Source organism: Cupriavidus sp. WKF15, from assembly GCF_029278605.1.
Classification (GTDB): Bacteria; Pseudomonadota; Gammaproteobacteria; order Burkholderiales; family Burkholderiaceae; genus Cupriavidus.
In genome coordinates this window covers 489740-506911 of sequence record NZ_CP119572.1, presented here as the reverse complement: position 1 = coordinate 506911, position 17172 = coordinate 489740, and the positions used below count along the sequence as shown (strand labels likewise).

Genomic DNA, 17172 nt, shown 5'->3' with positions numbered 1-17172 from the left:
GCTGCGCGCTTCAGTGCTGCAGGATCTTCGACAGGAACTGCTTGGCGCGATCCGAGCGCTGCTCGATATTGCCGAAGAACTCTTCCTTGGCGCAGTCTTCGACGATCTTGCCCGCGTCCATGAAGATCACGCGGTTGGCCACCTTGCGTGCAAAACCCATTTCGTGGGTCACGCACATCATGGTCATGCCTTCCTGCGCGAGCTGCACCATCACGTCCAGCACCTCGTTGACCATCTCCGGGTCCAGCGCCGAAGTCGGCTCGTCGAACAGCATGCAGATCGGGTCCATCGACAGCGCGCGCGCGATCGCCACGCGCTGCTGCTGGCCGCCCGAGAGCTGGCCCGGGTACTTGGCCGCCTGGCTCTTCAGGCCCACGCGCTCCAGGTACTTCAGGCCCTTGGCCGTGGCCTCGTCCTTCGAGCGGCCGAGCACCTTCATCTGCGCAATGGTCAGGTTCTCGGTAATCGACAGGTGCGGGAACAGCTCGAAGTTCTGGAACACCATGCCCACGCGCGAGCGCAGCTTGGGCAGGTTGGTCTTCGGGTTGCCCACCGAGGTGCCGTCCACGAGGATATCGCCCTTCTGGAACGGCTCCAGCGCATTGACGGTCTTGATCAGCGTCGACTTGCCCGAGCCCGACGGCCCGCAGACCACCACGACCTCGCCCTTGGCAACCCTGGTGGTGCAATCGGTCAGCACCTGGAAGGCGCCATACCACTTGGAAACATTGTTTATTTCAATCATAGGGCCACCTTTTTCTGGTAACGCTTGACCATCAGCGAAACGGAGTAGCAGATAACAAAATACACGAAGCCGGCGAACAGCAGCATTTCCACGATGCGGCCATCACGTTCGCCCACGCCGTAGGCCTGGCCAAAGAAGTCGGCCAGCGCGCTCACATAGACCAGCGACGTATCCTGGAACAGGATGATGCCCTGCGTCAGCAGCAGCGGCACCATGTTGCGGAACGCCTGCGGCAGGATCACCAGCTTCATGGTCTGCCCGTAGGTCATGCCCAGCGCCTGCGCGGCGAACATCTGCCCGCGCGACACGCTCTGGATCCCCGCCCGGATGATCTCGGAATAGTAGGCCGCCTCGAACAGCGAGAACGCCACCAGCGCCGAGGTCATGCGCAGGTCCGATGCAGGCGACAGGTTGAAGATGTTCTGCAGCACCTGCGGGATGATCAGGAAGAACCACAGCAGCACCATCACCAGCGGGATGGAGCGGAAGATGGTCACGTACCCCTGCGCGAACCAGTTGAGCGGCTTGACGGACGACAGGCGCATCATCGCCAGGATGGTGCCCCAGACGATGCCCACCACAATGGCCGTAACGGTGATCTTGAGCGAGACCAGCATGCCCTCGCCCAGCACATCGAGCGTGGCGGGGGTGATGGAGCTGAAATCGAATTCGTATGCCATGGCGCCCCCTTACTTGCTGCCGATGAAACCGGGCACGCGGGTGCGGCCCTCGACCCAGCGCATGACCAGCATGACGACGATATTGATGAGCGCGTACATCACGGTCACCGCGATGAACGACTCATACGGGCGCGCGGTGTAGTCCACCAGTTGCCGGCCCTGCGCCGCCAGCTCGAGCAGGCCGATCGTCGACGCCACCGCCGAGTTCTTGAAGATGTTCAGGAATTCGGAAGTCAGCGGCGGCACGATGACGCGGAACGCCATCGGCAGCAGCACGAAGCGATAGGTCTGCGGCAGCGTGAAACCCATCGCCAGGCCGGCGTTCTTCTGGCCGCGCGGCAGCGAATTGATGCCCGAACGCACCTGCTCGCAGACCCGGGCCGCGGTGAAGGTGCCCAGGCAGAGCATGGCTGCCAGGAACTGCTGGGTGAACGGGTTCATCTGCTTGATCGCGTCGCCGCCGGGCAGCAGCTCGGGACCGACGAAATACCAGATGAACAGCTGCACCAGCAGCGGAATGTTGCGGAAGATCTCGACATAGGCCGCGGCAAAGCCCGACAGCCATTTGTTTGGCACGGTGCGCAGCACGCCGAGCACGGAGCCGATGATCAGGGCAATGACCCAGGACGAGAGCCCGAGCGCGACCGTTACCTTCAGGCCGGAAATCATCCAGTCCAGGTAGGTCTCGTTCTGGGCGGCCTGTTCGAGGAAAACTCCCCAGTGCCAGCTGTAGTTCATGATGCGTCCTCAAAAAGAAACGGAAGGACATGCCTTCCGTTTCGCACGCCTGTATTTGTCAGGTCAGTCGAGCGCCTTGTCGTTCGGGTTCTTGAACAGCGCCTTCATGTCGTCCGACAGCGGGAAGTCCAGGTTCAGGCCCTTCGGGGGAACCGGCTGCATGAACCACTTGGTATACATCGTGTTGATCGTGCCGTCCTTCATCAGGCCGGTGATGACCGTGTCGGACAGCTTCTTGAACGGCGCATCGTCCTTGCGGATCATGCAGCCGTACGACTCACGCGATTGCGGCTTGCCGACCACGATCCAGTCCGCGGGATTCTTGGCCTTGGCGCGCTCGCCGTAGAGCAGCGCGTCGTCCATCATGAACGCCACGGCCCGGCCGGATTCCAGCGTCAGGAACGACTGGCCGTGGTCCTTGGTGCTGATGATGTTCATGCCCAGCTTCTGGTCATCGTTCATCTTGCGCAGCAGGCGCTCGGACGTGGTGCCGGCGGTGGTCACGACGTTCTTGCCCTTCAGGTCAGCCCAGTCCTTGATGCCGCCATCCTTCTTCACCATGATGCGCGTGCCGATGATGAAGATGCTGGTGGTGAACGAAGCCTGCTTCTGGCGCTCCAGGTTGTTCGTGGTCGAGCCGCATTCGATGTCGATCGTACCGTTCTGCAGCAGCGTGATGCGGTTCTGCGAAGTGATCGGGATTTCCTTCACCTGCAGGTTGGGCATCTTGAGCTGGTCCTTGACGGCTTCCACGATCTTCATGTTGATGTCGTAGGAATAACCGACCTGACGCACACCGCCCAGGTTGTAGTTGAACGGGATCGAGGAATCGCGCACGCCAAGCGTAATCACACCGGTGTCTTTGATCTTCTTCAGCGTGCCCGTCAGTGGCTCGGCTGCCTGCGCGGAACCGCACACCAGGCCAGCAGCCATCATCAGGGAAGCCAACTTGGCAAATTTCATAACATCTCCTTGACCAGGAAGAGAAAGGCGGGATTCTAATGACGAATGTCCCACAGATGAAACAGTATTGCGCAGCATCCGACTCAAGACAACTGGGTTTTACTCCTAGAAGTCGAATTCAAGGCATAGGTGCGCACTGGCGGCGGATGTGACAACGCGGCCCGGGGACAATTCCTCGGGCCGCGTCGGACGATCATTTCGAAGTTGCTGCGCCGCAACAGGCTAGCTCGCGGCGCAACGTCGTTCGCGTCAGATCAGGGGTACAGGCCGCGCATCTCGCGCGCCTGCAGGATCCGGGTACAGGCCACGATGAACGCGGCCGTGCGCAGCGTCACCTTGTTGTCCTGCGCCACTTGCCAGATCGCGCGGAATGCCTCTTGCATGATCCGTACCAGGCGCTGGTTGATCTCCTCTTCCGTCCAGAAGAAGCTGGAAAAGTCCTGCACCCACTCGAAATACGACACGGTCACGCCGCCAGCGTTGGCGATCACGTCGGGGGCGACCAGGATATTGCGCTCGCGCAAGATGTCATCCGCTTCGGGCGTCGTCGGGCCGTTTGCACCTTCGATGATCAGCTTTGCCTGAATCTGGGGCGCGTTCTTCGCCGTGATCTGTCCTTCCAGCGCCGCCGGGATCAGGATGTCGCAGTCCACTTGCCAGAATTGTTCCGACGAGATGACCTCCGCCTGGAAGCCGTCGATGGTGCCGCTGTGCGAGGCATATTCCATCATCGCCGGCACGTCCAGGCCGGCCGGGTTGTACAGCGTGGTGCGGTGATCCTGCACGGCCACCACCTTGGCGCCGGCCTCCTGGAACAGCTTGGCGGCCACGGCACCCACATTGCCGAAGCCCTGCACCGCCACGCGCGCGCCCTTGACCTCCAGGCCGATATTGCGCGCGGCCTCGGAGCCGACCACGAACACGCCGCGGCCGGTTGCCTCGTGGCGGCCCAGCGAACCGCCCAGCGAGATCGGCTTGCCGGTCACGACGCCGGTGGCCGTGCTGCCCGAGTTCATCGAATAGGTGTCCATCATCCACGCCATCACCTGGGCATTGGTGTTGACGTCCGGCGCCGGGATGTCCTTGCTCGGCCCGATGATGATGTTGATTTCACTGGTGTAACGGCGCGTCAGGCGCTCCAGCTCGGCGTGCGACAGCGTGCGCGGGTCCACGCGGATACCGCCCTTGGCACCGCCGTAGGGCACGTTCACCGCGGCGTTCTTCACCGACATCCACGCCGACAGCGCCATGACTTCCGACAGCGTCACGTCCTGGTGGAAGCGCACGCCGCCCTTGCCCGGGCCGCGCGACAGGTTGTGCTGCACGCGGTAGCCCTCGTAGTGGGCGATGGTGCCGTTATCCAGCTCGATGGGCACGTCGACGATCAGCGCGCGCTTGGGGCGCTTCAGCGTTTCAACCCAGCGTGCCAGCGAACCCAGGTAGGGCGTGACACGGTCCACTTGTTGCAGGTAGATGCCCCAGGGGCCGAGATTGTCGGCGTTGAGGTAAGACGGAAGTGCGTGCTTTTGGCCAGCAGTTTTGATCTGCGCTACGGAAGACATCGGTTGGTTCCGGGGTGGAGAATGCCCGCAAGCTTAGGCGTGGCGCGGGACCGGAATCCAATGCCGTTTGCTCATCCGGTCATGCAAAACGTGCATAACGTTGATGGTGAACGGTCAACACCGCAAGACCCGTGTATATGGGCGGTTTGCTCCCTCTTCCGCGTGCGGGAGAGGGGTGCAAACCAGAGGGCTGCCCTAGCCGGCCGTCAACGTCGACCAGACCTGATCCACCAGTTGCCGTTTTCGGCGTGCCGCCGTGGCGCGCCGGTCGTTCCCGTTTTCGCCTGGCCGTTCGCGGTAGAGGCGGATTTCCATGTCGATGGACAGCGGCAGGCCGCGCGCCGACTCCGCTCGCACCAGCCGGCCCTGGAGCACGTCGTCGCGCACCGCGCTCTCGGGCAGGAACGCCATGCCGTGCCCGGACAGCGCCATCACCTTGAGCGCCTCGGCCATGTCCGTCTCGTAGCATTTGTCGAGCTTGAGGTCTTCCGAGGTATCGGCCAGCAGCATGTCCACCATGCGGCCGAGAAAGGCATTGGGCGTGTAGCTCAGGAACGGCACCGGCTTCTTGTCCGTGCCGGGCAGCCGGTACAGCGGCTTGCCGGTGCCATCGGGCACGCTGTAGGGCGATAGCCGCTCGGTGCCGAGCACCAGCATGTCGTAGCGCGCCGGATCGAGCTGGATCGCCTGGCGCGCATGGTGGTAGACCATGACCAGGTCGCAGCCGCCTTCGACCAGCATCAGCACCGCGTCATGCACGTTGAGCGCGCGCAGCCGGCACGGCAGCGTGCCGATCTTGCGCTCCAGCGCCTTGAGCCATTCGGGGAAGAAGGTCAGTGACAGCGTGTGCGGCACGGCAAACTCCAGCACCTGCGCGTTCGACGAGCGCTGGCCGCGCATCAGCGCGCGCGTCTCGCTGACCTGCGCCAGCATCGCCAGTGCCTGCTCGTAGAACACCTTGCCGGCGGCGGTCAGGCTGGTCGGGTAGCTGGAGCGGTCGATCAGCTCCGTGCCGACCCACGCCTCGAGCGACTGGATCCGGCGCGAGAACGCCGGCTGCGTGACATGCCGCAGTTCGGCCGAGCGCGAGAAGCTGTGGGTCTCGGCCAGGCTGACGAAGTCTTCAAGCCATTTGATTTCCATGACGCGGATTATCCACCCGCTCGGGCGCCCGTGGCACCGGGTGCGGAAGATGTTCCTGGAAGTTTAATGAGGTTGGAATAGCATTCTACGAATCGATGTATTATTGGAATGACTCTGCACGAAGTTGCCACATCCAGCGACAGAATGCATGCCTTTGCTCCGGAACCGCTTTTATGATTCCCCTATACCAAGAACGTCACGGAGCCCGCCATGCCAACTTGTCCAGCCGCCGCCGGCCGCACGCCCGCCGTCCACGCCGCCCCCCTGGACCAGTTTGCACACAGCATGGAGGCAACCTTCGCGCACAGTGCGCGCATGGTGGCCGGCAATATCGACGCCTGGCTGCCCGACGCCGACACCCTGCTGGCCTGCCTGCCGCCCGGCGCGCTGCTGGGCAGCCCGGACACCTATGCGCGCCACCTGGTCTATGCCGATCCGCTCGCACGCTTCTCGGCCATGCTGCTGGTCTGGCGTCCCAGGCAGTCCAGTCCGGTGCACGGGCATCGCACCTGGTGCGCCTACCGCGTGCTGCATGGCACGCTGAGCGAGCGCCATTACCAATGGGATCCTTCCACCCGGAGTGCCACCCAGACCGGCAGCGTCGAACGCCGGGCCGGCGCCACCTTCAGCGTGCCTGCCGGCCTGCAACACATTCATGCGCTGGGCAATGCCAGCGACACCGTTGCCGTGTCGCTGCACTTGTACGGCGTCGACCAGGACCACATTGCCACCGGCGTCAACCTGCTGGTTGACACCATCGACGCCTGACGCGCCGCCCCGGGACGGCGCGAGGGGCCGCCACCATTCCCGCAAGCATGCAGACATCGATGGACCGCTACGACAAACAGATCCTTGCCATCCTGCAGGAAGACGCCACGGTGCCAGTGGCCGAGATCGGCGAACGCGTCGGCCTGACCTCCACACCGTGCTGGCGCCGCATCCAGAAGCTCGAGGAAGCCGGGCTGATCCGCAAGCGCGTGGCGCTGCTCGATGCCGGCAAGCTGAACGTGGGCGTGACGGTGTTCGTGTCGGTCCGAACCGCCCAGCACAACGTCAAATGGCTCAAGCAGTTCCATGCGCTGGTCGCCTCGATTCCCGAAGTGACCGAGTTCTATCGCATGGCCGGCGATACCGACTACCTGCTGCGCGTGGTCGTGCCCGATATCGCCGCCTACGACCGCGTGTACAAGAAACTGATCCAGGGCGCAGAACTCGCTGACGTGAGTTCCAGCTTTGCGATGGAGCAGATCAAGTACACCACCGCGCTGCCGCTCGATTACGCGTAGCGGCCCGATGCATCGCGCTCAGGCATCCTGCGTGGCGTCGCCGACATCGATCGCCAGTTCGTCCGCCACCGTCTCGCCTTGCGCCGCGCTGCGCGCCTGGATCTCCCACATCTCCGCGTAGCGGCCGCCGGCGCGCATCAGCTCGGCATGGGTGCCGCGTTCGACGATGCGCCCGCGGTCCATCACCAGGATCTGGTCGGCATGGACCACGGTGGACAGCCGGTGCGCGATCAGCAGCGTGGTGCGGTTCTGCGCGAGCCGCATCAGCTCGGCCTGGATGGCCTGCTCGGTGCGCGAGTCCAGCGCGGAGGTCGCTTCGTCGAAGACCAGGATCGGCGGGTTCTTCAGCAAGGTGCGGGCAATGGCCACGCGCTGCTTTTCCCCGCCCGAAAGCTTGAGGCCGCGTTCGCCGACGGGCGTGTCGTAGCCTTGCGGCAGCTCGCGGATGAACTGGTCGATCTGCGCCGCACGCGCGGCCGCGATGACTTCGTCATGCGTGGCATCGGGCCGGCCATAGGCGATGTTGTAGAAGATGCTGTCGTTGAACAGCACCGTGTCCTGCGGCACGATGCCGATCGAGCGGCGCAGGCTGTCCTGCGTGACCTGCCGCATGTCCTGCCCGTCGATCAGGATGGCGCCGTCGCTGACGTCATAGAAACGGAACAGCAGGCGCGCGAGCGTCGACTTGCCCGAGCCGCTATGTCCCACCACCGCCGTGGTCGTGCCCGCCGCGATCGTGAAATCGACATCGTCCAGGATCACGCGATTCGACTCATAGCCAAAACGCACGTGGCGGAAGCGCACTTCCGCGCCCTGCACCTTGAGCGGCTGCGCGCCCGCGGTATCGGCCACCTCCTGGTGCGTGCCCAGCAGCACGAACATGCGGTCCATGTCGGTGGTGGCCTGCTTGATCTCGCGGTAGATCACGCCAAGGAAGTTCAGCGGGATGTATAGCTGGATCATCAGCGTGTTGACCAGCACCAGGTCGCCCAGCGTCAGCTTGCCCGCCACCACGCCCACTGTGGCGCGCCACAGGATCAGGATCAGCCCTGCCGCGATGATGGTCTGCTGCCCGAAGTTCAGGAACGAGAGCGAGTTCTGCGAACGGATCGCCGCGGTGCGGTACTTGCGCAGGTTCTCGTCGTAGCGCTGCGCCTCGTACTCCTCATTGCCGAAATACTTGACCGTCTCGAAGTTCAGCAGCGAATCGATGGCTTTCTGGTTCGCGCGAGAATCCAGCTCGTTCATCTTGCGGCGGAAATGCGTGCGCCACTCGGTCACGACGATGGTGAAGACGATATAGCTCACCAGCGCACAGCCGGTGATGGCGGCAAACCAGATGTCGTAGTGCAGCACGAAGAAGCCCAGCACCAGCCCCATTTCCACCAGCGTCGGCAGGATGCTGTACAAGGAGTACGAGATCAGTGACTGGATGCCGCGCGTGCCGCGCTCGATATCGCGGCTCATGCCGCCGGTCTGCCGGTCAAGGTGGAAGCGCAGCGACAGCGCATGCAGATGCCGGAACACCTGCAGCGCGATTTCCCGTACCGCGCTTTGCGTCACCTTGGAAAAGAGGATTTCACGCAACTCCGTGAACAGCGTGGACGACAACCGCAGCACGCCATAGGCCACGATCAGCCCGACCGGCACCACCAGCAGCGCGCGCGGGTCGCCCGCGCTGATGTTCATGCTGTCGATCAGCCGCTTCATCAGCACCGGCACGCCCAGGTTGGCGACCTTGGCCGCCACCAGGCAGACCAGCGCAAGCATCACGCGCCACTTGTAGTGCCAGACATAGGGCAGCAGGTTGCGTACGGTCTGCCAGTCGCTGCGGGGCGGGCGCTGGCCGGGAAACAGGGTGGCGGGCCGTGCGGGGGACGGTTCCGCGGTCGTGGAATAGCGGCGCATACGTTAGAATTCTGGCCAATGGCCGATTGTCGCAGAGATCGCGCCGGCCGGCAGGACGCCTCCCGGCTGCGGCCGCCGGGGCAGCACCGCCCTCCTCCCCTCCCTTTCCGGTCTCCCGCAATGAATTCGCCCCATACCGTTCCCGCCCTGCCAGCCGGCAAGAGTCCCGCCCTTCGCGTTGTCCCGATGCCCGCCGACGCCAATGTGCATGGCGACGTGTTCGGCGGCTGGATCATGGCGCAGGTGGATATCGCCGGGTCCATCCCCGCGGTGGAACGCGCCCAGGGCCGCGTGGCCACGGTTGCGGTCAATTCCTTCCTGTTCAAGCACCCGGTATTCGTCGGCGACCTGGTGAGCTTCTATGCCGAGATCGAGAAAACCGGCCGCACCTCGATCACGGTGTCGGTCGAGGTCTACGCGCAGCGCATGCGGCACAGCAATGAGATCGTCAAGGTGACGGAAGCCACGCTGACGTATGTGGCGACGGATGAAAGCCGGCAGCCGAGGGTATTGCCGACTTGATGGTTTCTCCCCTCTCCCGCTCGCGGGAGAGGGGAGCCACGCCTCCGGTAGAGAAGCCTTATCGGGATGGCTCGCCGCTTCGCCGAGTCAGCTGAACTTCGTAAAATCCGGCTTGCGCTTCTCGAAGAAAGCCGTGAACGCCTCCTTCGCCTCCGGCGCCACCAGCATGCGCCGGAATACCTCGCCTTCCTCGGCCATCTTTCTTTCCACGGCCGCCACGTCATTGCCCTTCATCAGCCGCTTGGTCTCGCGCAGCGACGAGGCCGGTAGCGCGGCCAGCTTGCGCGCCTGCTGCAGCGCAAAGGCATGCAGCTCCGCCACCGGCAGCACGCGCGTGACCAGGCCGAGCTGGTGTGCTTCCTGTGCGCCAAAGGGCTCGCCCAGCATCAGCTTCTCGGCAGCGCGCTGGTAGCCGACCAGGCGCGGCAGCAACAGGCTCGATGCCGCCTCCGGGCAAAGGCCGAGCTGCGCGAACGGCAGCGACAGCTTCGCCGTCTCCGATGCATAGACGAAGTCGCAGTGCAGCAGCAGCGTGGTGCCCACCCCTACGGCCGCGCCGCTAACCGCCGCGACAACCGGCTTGCTCGCGTGGCTGATCTGGTCCAGGAACTGGAACACCGGGGCCTGCTCCACGCCGTCGCCGCCGGTGGGCGGGCGCTGCATGAAATCTTCCAGGTCGTTGCCGGCGGTGAAGATCTCGTCCTTGCCGCGGATCAGGATGACGCGGACCGCGGGGTCGGCCTCGGCCGTGCGCAGCGCGTCGGCCATGGCCTGGTACATCGCCGCCGTGATGGCGTTCTTCTTTTCGGCACGGTCGAATTCGATCGTCAGGATGCCGTGGTCGATGCTGGTGCTGATGCTCATGGATGCCTCTCGTGGTGATGCGTTGCTGCAATGACTACGCCGCCCTCGCTAGGCGAGCGGCAGCGTTTGCTCGGAAAGATAGCTCAGGCCGAATGCGCGTGCGCCGACGTTGAGCGCGACAGTCAGGCTCATCGGCGCGAGCATCAGCTCGATGCCGCGCGTGCGCGCCGCTCGTTCCAGTGACTGGAAGGCCGGCATGGCGCGCACGATGTCCAGCGGTCCGGCGAAGCACGCCGAAATCGCGGGCGTCAGCAGGCTGCCGTTGCGCACGCACTGCTCGGCATGGGCCAGCACGCGGCGGCGACCTTCGTCCGAGCCGCGCACCCTGGCCACCGCCTCGGTACGCCCGCGGTGCATGTGGATGACCGGCCGGATATTGAATGCGCTGCCCATCATGTAGCGGCCCCAGGTGATGCTGTCCTCGCCCTTGAGCCTGGCGCGCGTGTACATGTAGAGCAGTTCGTCGGGCACCAGGTACATGTGCGCCGCGTCGCGCAGGCGGGTTTCCACGGCCTCCGTCACGGCACGCGCATCGGCCCCATCGGCGGCCATGCGGGCGGCTTCGCGCACAATCAGCGCCTGGCCGGGGCCAATCGCGCCGGTGTCGATGACGATCAGGTCGAACAGGCCCGAACGGCCCGCCTCCTTGCGCAGCCGCACGCTGCGCGCGGCGGTGCCGATCACGGCGCCGGTCGCATGCGAATAGAGCTTGCTGCGTGTGCTGGCGATGGTGAACAGCATGGCGCGGTCGCAGGTGGCGACCACATGCTTCAGCAGGTGGTCCTCCAGCTCGCGCTCGACGAGCGGGATCGACTCCGCGTAGTGGTCCTGCTTGCCGACGAGATACTGTTCGTACAGCGTTGGCAGCGCGTCCTCGTCGCGCGTGTCGGCAACAAACCTGTCGCCGGCGCGGATGCGAAATGGAATCGTGCGCACGCCAAGTTCCGTCATGACCGCACGCGGCATGTCGCACGCCGCGTCGGCCAGGATGGCTGTCTCCTGCATGTGTTGTGCCTCCCTGCTGGTGAGCCGCATCGGAGTGCGGCAGCTGTCTCGGGGCGCGTCTTGGGGTGGCCCTTGCGGCACGCCATCGTTGGCACTGCTTTTCTTCACCTGACAGAAGGATGGGGCGGCGCTGGCACCGCCCCGCTGGCGCGTTTCTTCAGACGCACTCGAAGATGCCGGCTGCGCCCATGCCCGTGCCCACGCACATGGTCACCATGCCGTACTTCAGGTTGTGGCGACGCAGCGCGTGCACCACGGTGGCCGAACGGATCGCGCCGGTCGCGCCGAGCGGGTGACCGAGCGCAATGGCACCGCCCATGCGGTTGACCTTGGCGGGGTCGAGCTCCAGGTCGCGCATGACCGCCAGCGATTGCGCGGCGAAGGCCTCGTTCAGCTCGATCCAGTCGATCTGGTCCTGTGTCAGGCCGGCCGCCTTCAGCGCCGCGGGAATCGCTTCCTTCGGGCCGATACCCATGATCTCCGGCGGCACGCCGCGCACCGCGAACGATACGAAGCGCGCCAGCGGCACCAGATTGAACTGCTTCAGGATCTTCTCCGACACCAGGATCAGCGCGCCGGCGCCATCGGACGTCTGCGAACTGTTGCCGGCGGTCACGCTGCCCTTGTTGGCGAATACCGGGCGCAGCTTGCCCAGGCCTTCGAGCGAGGTATCGAGGCGCGGGCCTTCGTCCAGCGCGATGGTGCGCGTCTTGACGCTCACCTCGCCGCTGGCCAGGTTCGGGAATTTCTCGACGATATCGATCGGCGTGATCTCGTCCTTGAACTCCCCGGCCTGCTGCGCGGCGATGGCCTTCTGGTGCGAGGCCAGCGAGAACGCATCCTGGTCCTCGCGGCTGACCTTCCATTGCTGCGCGACCTTCTCGGCGGTCAGGCCCATGCCGTAGGCGATGCCGACGTTCTCGTCGCGCGTGAAGATATCGGGCGACATCGACGGCGAGTTGCCCATCATCGGCACCATGCTCATCGATTCCACGCCGGCGGCGATCATCACGTCGGACTCGCCCACGCGGATTCGGTCGGCGGCCATGGCCACCGCGCTCACGCCCGAGGCGCAGAAGCGGTTGACGGTGATGCCGCCCACGGTGTTCGGCAGGCCCGACAGTAGCGCGCCGATGCGCGCCACGTTCAGGCCCTGCTGCGCTTCGGGAATCGCGCAGCCGACGATGGCGTCTTCGATCAGCTTCGGATCCAGGTTCGGCACCTGGGCCACGGCGGCCTTAAGGATCGTGGCCAGCAGGCCGTCCGGACGCGTATTCTTGAACGCGCCCTTCGGCGCCTTGCCGATCGGCGTACGGGTCGCGGCAACGATGTAGGCGTCTTGCAGTTGTTTCATGATGTCGGTTCCTCGCTGCCTTAGTTGCGGACGGGCTTGCCGGTCTGCAGCATGCCCATGATGCGTTCCTGCGTCTTGCTGGTACCCAGCAGGTCGACGAAGGCCTTGCGCTCCAGCGCGAGCAGCCATTCCTCGCTCACCAGCGAGCCGGCCTCGACGTCGCCGCCACATACCACTTCGGCAATGCGCGAGGCAATCAGGAAGTCATGCGCGGAGATGAAGCCGCCGTCGCGCATATTGACCAGCGATGCCTTGATGGTCGCGATGCCCGAACGGCCGGCCACCGGCACCAGCGCCGGCAGCGGCGCGCGATAGCCGGCGTCGGCCAGCGCGCGCACTTGGTTCTGCGCCACGTGAAGCAGCTCGTGCACGTTGAAGACGATCTTGTCCGAGGCCTGCAGATACCCCATCTGGCGCGCTTCCAGCGCGGAAGCCGACACCTTGGCCATGGCCGCATTCTGGAAGCGGTTGGTCAGGAACTGCAGATAGTTGGTGCTGCCGGCTGCCTGCGCGGCGCGTGCTGCTGCCAGCGCGGCTTCCTTCAGGCCACCGCCGGCGGGCACCAAACCCACGCCTACTTCCACGAGGCCGATATAGGTTTCCAGCGCCGCCACGCGTGCCGCCGAATGCAGCATCAGCTCGCAGCCGCCGCCCAGTGCAATGCCGGATGCGGCCGACACCACGGGCACCGCGGCGTACTTCACGCGCATCATGCCGTCCTGGAACTTCTTGACGAAAGGCTCGATGCCCTTGGCACCGCCCATCATGAAGGCCGGCATCGCGGCTTCCAGATTGGCGCCCGCGGAGAACGGGCCGCCCGGCGCGCCGAGCTGCAGCGACGTCGGCTGCCACACGACCAGGCCCTTGTACTCGGCTTCAGCGAGGTCGATCGCGCGCGTCAGGCCGTCGATCACGTCCGGCCCGATGGTGTTCATCTTGCTCTTGAACGAGACCACCAGCACATCGTCCTGGCCCTCGGCCACCCAGATGCGCACGGCGTCGTTCTCTTCGACCGTGCGGCCGGCCTTGCGCGGATCGATCGCAGCCGAGCCCTGCAGCGCGGCGCGGAAAACCTGGCGCCCGTACACCGGCAGCGTGCTGCGAGCGACGAATTGCTGCGTGGCCGGTGCCCACGAACCCTGCGCGGCGTGCACGCCCTGGTTCTCGGCCACCGGGCCTGCGAACACCCACGCGGGCATCGGTGCCTTGGACAGCGCCTTGCCGGCGTCGATATCTTCCTTCACCCACTCGGCCACCTGCTTCCAGCCGGCGGCCTGCCAGTCCTCGAACGGGCCCGAGTTCCAGCCGAAGCCCCAGCGGATCGCCAGGTCGACATCGGCCGCCGAACCGGCGATCTGTTCGAGGTAGACGGCAATGTAGTGGAACACGTCGCGGAAGATCGCCCACAGGAACTGCGCCTGCGGATTGGTCGACTCGCGCAGCAGCTTGATGCGCTCAGCCGGAGCCTTTTTCAGCATGCGCGCGACGATCTCGTCGGCCTTCTTGCCCGATTCGACATACTGGCCCGTGCTGGCGTCCAGCACCTTGATCGCCTTGCCTTCCTTCTTGTAGAAGCCGGCGCCGGTCTTCTGGCCCAGCGCGCCCGCGTCGACCAGGCCCTTCAGCACGGCCGGAGTCTTGTAGACCGGCGCGAACGGATCCTCATGCAGGTTGTCCTGCATGGTCTTGATCACGTGGGCCATGGTGTCCAGACCCACCACGTCGGCCGTGCGGAACGTGGCCGACTTGGCGCGGCCCAGCTTGGAGCCCGTCAGGTCGTCCACCACATCGAACGGAATGCCGAATTTCTCGGCTTCGGCGAACACCGCCAGGATCGAAAAGATGCCCACGCGGTTGGCGATGAAGTTGGGCGTGTCCTTCGCACGCACCACGCCCTTGCCAAGCGTGGTCGTCAGGAAGGCTTCGAGCTTGTCGAGGATCTCCGGCTGCGTGGTCGCGGTCGGGATCAGCTCGACCAGGTGCATGTAGCGCGGCGGGTTGAAGAAGTGCACGCCGCAGAAGCGCGCCTTCAGTTCGGCGTCGAAACCATCCGACAGCGCGGTGATCGACAACCCCGAGGTATTGGTCGCGAAGATGGTGTTCGCCCCCAGGTGCGGCGCGACCTTCTTGTACAGGTCGTGCTTCCAGTCCATGCGCTCGGCGATCGCCTCGATCACCACGTCGCATTCCTTGAGCAGGGCGATGTCGTCTTCGTAATTGGCGGCCTGGATCAGGCCGGCCTCATCCTTGATGCCAAGCGGTGCCGGCGACAGCTTCTTCAGGTTCTCGATCGCGCGCAGCGCGATCCCGCTCTTGGGGCCTTCCTTGGCCGGCAGGTCGAACAGCACCACCGGCACGCGCGCGTTGACGAGATGGGCGGCAATCTGCGCCCCCATGACGCCGGCGCCGAGCACGGCGACTTTCTTGACGATGAAATTGGACATGAGCGCTCCTGATGGATTGAGCGTTTTGATGAAAGGCGGGCCCCTCTCTCCTGCCATGCGGAGAGAGGGTGGGCAATCAGGCCGTCAGAACAGGTCTGCGTCCAGCGCCATCAGCGTGGCCGAGCCGGCGCGCGCCTTGCGGATCTCGCCAGCCGTTTCGGGCAACAGCTTGGCGAAGTAGAAGCGCGCCGTCGCCAGCTTGGCGGTGTAGAACTTGTCGCCGCTGCCTTCCTTCTCCAGCGCGATCTTGGCCATGCGGGCCCAGAAGTACGCGAACACCAGGTGTCCCACCACGCGCAGGTACGGCACCGCGGCGGCGCCGACTTCATCGGCGTTGCCCATGGCCTTCATGCCGATTTCCATGGTCAGCTTCTGCACCTTGTCGCCCAGGTCGGCCAGCGGGTTGATGAACTCCTGCATGGCTTCGCTGGTGCCCTCTTCCTCGACGAATTCCTGCACGATCTTGCCGAAGGCCTTCATCTTGGCGCCCATGTCGCCCAGGATCTTGCGGCCCAGCAGATCCAGCGCCTGGATGGTGTTGGTGCCCTCGTAGATCATATTGATGCGGGCGTCGCGCACATACTGCTCCATGCCCCATTCGGAGATGTAGCCGTGGCCGCCGAACACCTGCATGCCTTCGTTGGTGCTGGTGAACGCGTTGTCGGTCAGGAAGGCCTTGATCACCGGCGTCAGCAACGCCACCAGGTCGCCGGCCTGCTTGCGCACGGCCTCGTCCGGGTGCGACAGCTCGCGGTCGATCTGCAGCGCGGTCCAGTAGCTGAATGCGCGGCCGCCTTCGGCATAGGCCTTCTGCGTCAGCAGCATGCGGCGCACGTCCGGATGCACGATGATCGGGTCGGCGGCCTTTTCCGGCGCCTTCGGGCCGGTCAGCGAGCGCATCTGCAGGCGGTCCTTCGCATACGCGACCGAGTTCTGGTACGCGATTTCGGTCAGGCCCAGGCCCTGGGCGCCCACGCCGAGGCGCGCGGCATTCATCATCACGAACATGGCGTTCAGGCCCTTGTTGGCCTCGCCCACCAGCCAGCCGCGCGCGCCATCGAGGTTCATCACGCAGGTGGCGTTGCCGTGGATGCCCATCTTGTGTTCGATCGAGCCGCACTGGATGCCGTTGCGCTCGCCCGGGTTGCCGCTCGCGTCGGGGATGAACTTCGGCACGACGAACAGCGAAATGCCCTTGGTGCCCTGCGGCGCGTCCGGCAGGCGCGCCAGCACGAGGTGGATGATGTTCTCGGCCAGGTCATGCTCGCCGGCCGAGATGAAGATCTTGGTGCCGGTCAGCAGGTAGGAGCCGTCGGCCTGCGGTTCGGCCTTGGTGCGCAGGATGCCGAGGTCGGTGCCGCAGTGCGGCTCGGTCAGGCACATGGTGCCGGTCCACACGCCCGACACCAGCTTGGGCAGGTAGGCCTGCTGCAGTTCCGGCGTGCCGTGCGCGTGCAGGGCCTCGTAGGCGCCATGCGAGAGGCCCGGGTACATGGTCCACGCCTGGTTGGCCGAGTTCAGCATCTCGTACACGACGTTGTTGACCACGATCGGCAGGCCCTGGCCGCCGTAGGCCGGATCGCACGCCAGCGCCGGCCAGCCGGCTTCCACGTACTGCTGATAGGCTTCCTTGAAGCCGGTGGGCGCCTTCACCACGCCGTCGCCGACGTAGGTGCAGCCTTCGCGGTCACCCGCCTGGTTGAGCGGGAACACCACGTCGGCGCAGAACTTGCCGGCTTCCTCGATGACCTGGTTGATGGTGTCCGCGTCGATGTCCGCGTGCGGCGGCATCGCCTTGAGTTCGGCTTCAGCGCCGAGCAGTTCGTGAAGGACGAACTGCATGTCGCGCAACGGTGCGGTGTACTGGCCCATCAAAAGCTCCTTTGGAGTTCACGATGCCGCCACGCCGCCCGTGCGCCGCCCGCGATGGCGGGCGCCACGGTCCGTACGCAGCAGCC

General features: G+C 65.0%; 15 protein-coding genes. 3 read left to right on the top strand and 12 right to left on the bottom strand.

What is annotated here, in order from left to right; translation table 11 throughout:
• Positions 1–10: 10 nt before the first annotated feature.
• The 6 genes from CupriaWKF_RS02425 to CupriaWKF_RS02400 all read right to left on the bottom strand — a co-directional run bounded on the left by CupriaWKF_RS02425 (position 11) and on the right by CupriaWKF_RS02400 (position 5831).
• On the bottom strand, positions 11–745 hold the full coding sequence (locus CupriaWKF_RS02425) for an amino acid ABC transporter ATP-binding protein (protein WP_276099458.1): 735 nt from the start codon (positions 743–745) through the stop codon (positions 11–13).
• Entirely contained in the window at positions 742–1425 is a 684-nt protein-coding gene (gene gltK / locus CupriaWKF_RS02420; RefSeq protein WP_276099457.1) for a glutamate/aspartate ABC transporter permease GltK, read from the bottom strand. Before gltK ends, CupriaWKF_RS02425 begins: the two co-directional genes overlap by 4 nt.
• A 9-nt stretch (positions 1426–1434) precedes the next feature.
• Entirely contained in the window at positions 1435–2163 is a 729-nt protein-coding gene (locus tag CupriaWKF_RS02415) for an amino acid ABC transporter permease (RefSeq protein ID WP_276099456.1), read from the bottom strand.
• A gap of 63 nt (positions 2164–2226) precedes the next feature.
• Complete coding sequence (locus CupriaWKF_RS02410; RefSeq protein ID WP_276099455.1) at positions 2227–3126, bottom strand: glutamate/aspartate ABC transporter substrate-binding protein; 900 nt, start codon at positions 3124–3126, stop codon at positions 2227–2229.
• 254 nt (positions 3127–3380) lie between these two features.
• Entirely contained in the window at positions 3381–4688 is a 1308-nt protein-coding gene (locus tag CupriaWKF_RS02405) for a Glu/Leu/Phe/Val dehydrogenase (RefSeq protein WP_276099454.1), read from the bottom strand.
• A 195-nt stretch (positions 4689–4883) separates the two neighbouring features.
• Positions 4884–5831 carry a LysR family transcriptional regulator gene (locus CupriaWKF_RS02400; protein WP_276099453.1) on the bottom strand — a complete coding sequence of 316 codons (948 nt, stop codon included), beginning with the start codon at positions 5829–5831 and terminating at the stop codon, positions 4884–4886.
• Between the two features lie 210 nt (positions 5832–6041).
• Here CupriaWKF_RS02400 and CupriaWKF_RS02395 point away from each other — a divergent pair, with 210 nt between their 5' ends.
• Positions 6042–6599 carry a cysteine dioxygenase family protein gene (locus CupriaWKF_RS02395; protein WP_276099452.1) on the top strand — a complete coding sequence of 186 codons (558 nt, stop codon included), beginning with the start codon at positions 6042–6044 and terminating at the stop codon, positions 6597–6599.
• Positions 6600–6658: 59 nt separating this feature from the next.
• Complete coding sequence (locus CupriaWKF_RS02390; RefSeq protein ID WP_276099451.1) at positions 6659–7117, top strand: Lrp/AsnC family transcriptional regulator; 459 nt, start codon at positions 6659–6661, stop codon at positions 7115–7117.
• Between the two features lie 18 nt (positions 7118–7135).
• On the opposite strand, the gene CupriaWKF_RS02385 is transcribed toward CupriaWKF_RS02390, so the two are convergent.
• A complete protein-coding gene (locus CupriaWKF_RS02385) occupies positions 7136–9025 on the bottom strand; it encodes an ABC transporter ATP-binding protein/permease (RefSeq protein ID WP_276099450.1) in 1890 nt (629 codons plus the stop codon).
• 120 nt (positions 9026–9145) lie between these two features.
• Here CupriaWKF_RS02385 and CupriaWKF_RS02380 point away from each other — a divergent pair, with 120 nt between their 5' ends.
• Positions 9146–9547, top strand: coding sequence for an acyl-CoA thioesterase (locus tag CupriaWKF_RS02380; RefSeq protein ID WP_224082448.1), 402 nt, complete (start codon positions 9146–9148; stop codon positions 9545–9547).
• An 87-nt stretch (positions 9548–9634) separates the two neighbouring features.
• On the opposite strand, the gene CupriaWKF_RS02375 is transcribed toward CupriaWKF_RS02380, so the two are convergent.
• The 5 genes from CupriaWKF_RS02375 to CupriaWKF_RS02355 all read right to left on the bottom strand — a co-directional run bounded on the left by CupriaWKF_RS02375 (position 9635) and on the right by CupriaWKF_RS02355 (position 17086).
• Complete coding sequence (locus tag CupriaWKF_RS02375) at positions 9635–10411, bottom strand: enoyl-CoA hydratase (RefSeq protein WP_276099449.1); 777 nt, start codon at positions 10409–10411, stop codon at positions 9635–9637.
• Positions 10412–10459: 48 nt separating this feature from the next.
• Complete coding sequence (locus tag CupriaWKF_RS02370) at positions 10460–11416, bottom strand: DegV family protein (RefSeq protein ID WP_276099448.1); 957 nt, start codon at positions 11414–11416, stop codon at positions 10460–10462.
• Between the two features lie 157 nt (positions 11417–11573).
• Positions 11574–12773 (bottom strand): acetyl-CoA C-acyltransferase, encoded by a 1200-nt coding sequence (locus CupriaWKF_RS02365; RefSeq protein ID WP_276100642.1) that lies wholly within the window; start codon positions 12771–12773, stop codon positions 11574–11576.
• A 17-nt stretch (positions 12774–12790) separates the two neighbouring features.
• Complete coding sequence (locus CupriaWKF_RS02360; RefSeq protein ID WP_276099447.1) at positions 12791–15214, bottom strand: 3-hydroxyacyl-CoA dehydrogenase/enoyl-CoA hydratase family protein; 2424 nt, start codon at positions 15212–15214, stop codon at positions 12791–12793.
• 84 nt (positions 15215–15298) lie between these two features.
• Positions 15299–17086, bottom strand: a complete 1788-nt coding sequence (locus CupriaWKF_RS02355) for an acyl-CoA dehydrogenase C-terminal domain-containing protein (protein WP_276099446.1) — start codon at positions 17084–17086, stop codon at positions 15299–15301.
• Positions 17087–17172: the final 86 nt, after the last annotated feature.

What these genes read in the sequence shown, in the direction of transcription:
- CupriaWKF_RS02385 (WP_276099450.1), bottom strand. Translation starts at nt 9,025, where the DNA reads ATGCGCCGCTATTCCACGACCGCGGAACCGTCCCCCGCACGGCCCGCC.
- CupriaWKF_RS02410 (WP_276099455.1), bottom strand. Translation starts at nt 3,126, where the DNA reads ATGAAATTTGCCAAGTTGGCTTCCCTGATGATGGCTGCTGGCCTGGTG.
- CupriaWKF_RS02400 (WP_276099453.1), bottom strand. Translation starts at nt 5,831, where the DNA reads ATGGAAATCAAATGGCTTGAAGACTTCGTCAGCCTGGCCGAGACCCAC.
- CupriaWKF_RS02425 (WP_276099458.1), bottom strand. Translation starts at nt 745, where the DNA reads ATGATTGAAATAAACAATGTTTCCAAGTGGTATGGCGCCTTCCAGGTG.
- CupriaWKF_RS02360 (WP_276099447.1), bottom strand. Translation starts at nt 15,214, where the DNA reads ATGTCCAATTTCATCGTCAAGAAAGTCGCCGTGCTCGGCGCCGGCGTC.
- CupriaWKF_RS02415 (WP_276099456.1), bottom strand. Translation starts at nt 2,163, where the DNA reads ATGAACTACAGCTGGCACTGGGGAGTTTTCCTCGAACAGGCCGCCCAG.
- CupriaWKF_RS02395 (WP_276099452.1), top strand. Translation starts at nt 6,042, where the DNA reads ATGCCAACTTGTCCAGCCGCCGCCGGCCGCACGCCCGCCGTCCACGCC.
- CupriaWKF_RS02370 (WP_276099448.1), bottom strand. Translation starts at nt 11,416, where the DNA reads ATGCAGGAGACAGCCATCCTGGCCGACGCGGCGTGCGACATGCCGCGT.
- CupriaWKF_RS02380 (WP_224082448.1), top strand. Translation starts at nt 9,146, where the DNA reads ATGAATTCGCCCCATACCGTTCCCGCCCTGCCAGCCGGCAAGAGTCCC.
- CupriaWKF_RS02375 (WP_276099449.1), bottom strand. Translation starts at nt 10,411, where the DNA reads ATGAGCATCAGCACCAGCATCGACCACGGCATCCTGACGATCGAATTC.
- CupriaWKF_RS02405 (WP_276099454.1), bottom strand. Translation starts at nt 4,688, where the DNA reads ATGTCTTCCGTAGCGCAGATCAAAACTGCTGGCCAAAAGCACGCACTT.
- gltK (WP_276099457.1), bottom strand. Translation starts at nt 1,425, where the DNA reads ATGGCATACGAATTCGATTTCAGCTCCATCACCCCCGCCACGCTCGAT.
- CupriaWKF_RS02355 (WP_276099446.1), bottom strand. Translation starts at nt 17,086, where the DNA reads ATGGGCCAGTACACCGCACCGTTGCGCGACATGCAGTTCGTCCTTCAC.
- CupriaWKF_RS02390 (WP_276099451.1), top strand. Translation starts at nt 6,659, where the DNA reads ATGGACCGCTACGACAAACAGATCCTTGCCATCCTGCAGGAAGACGCC.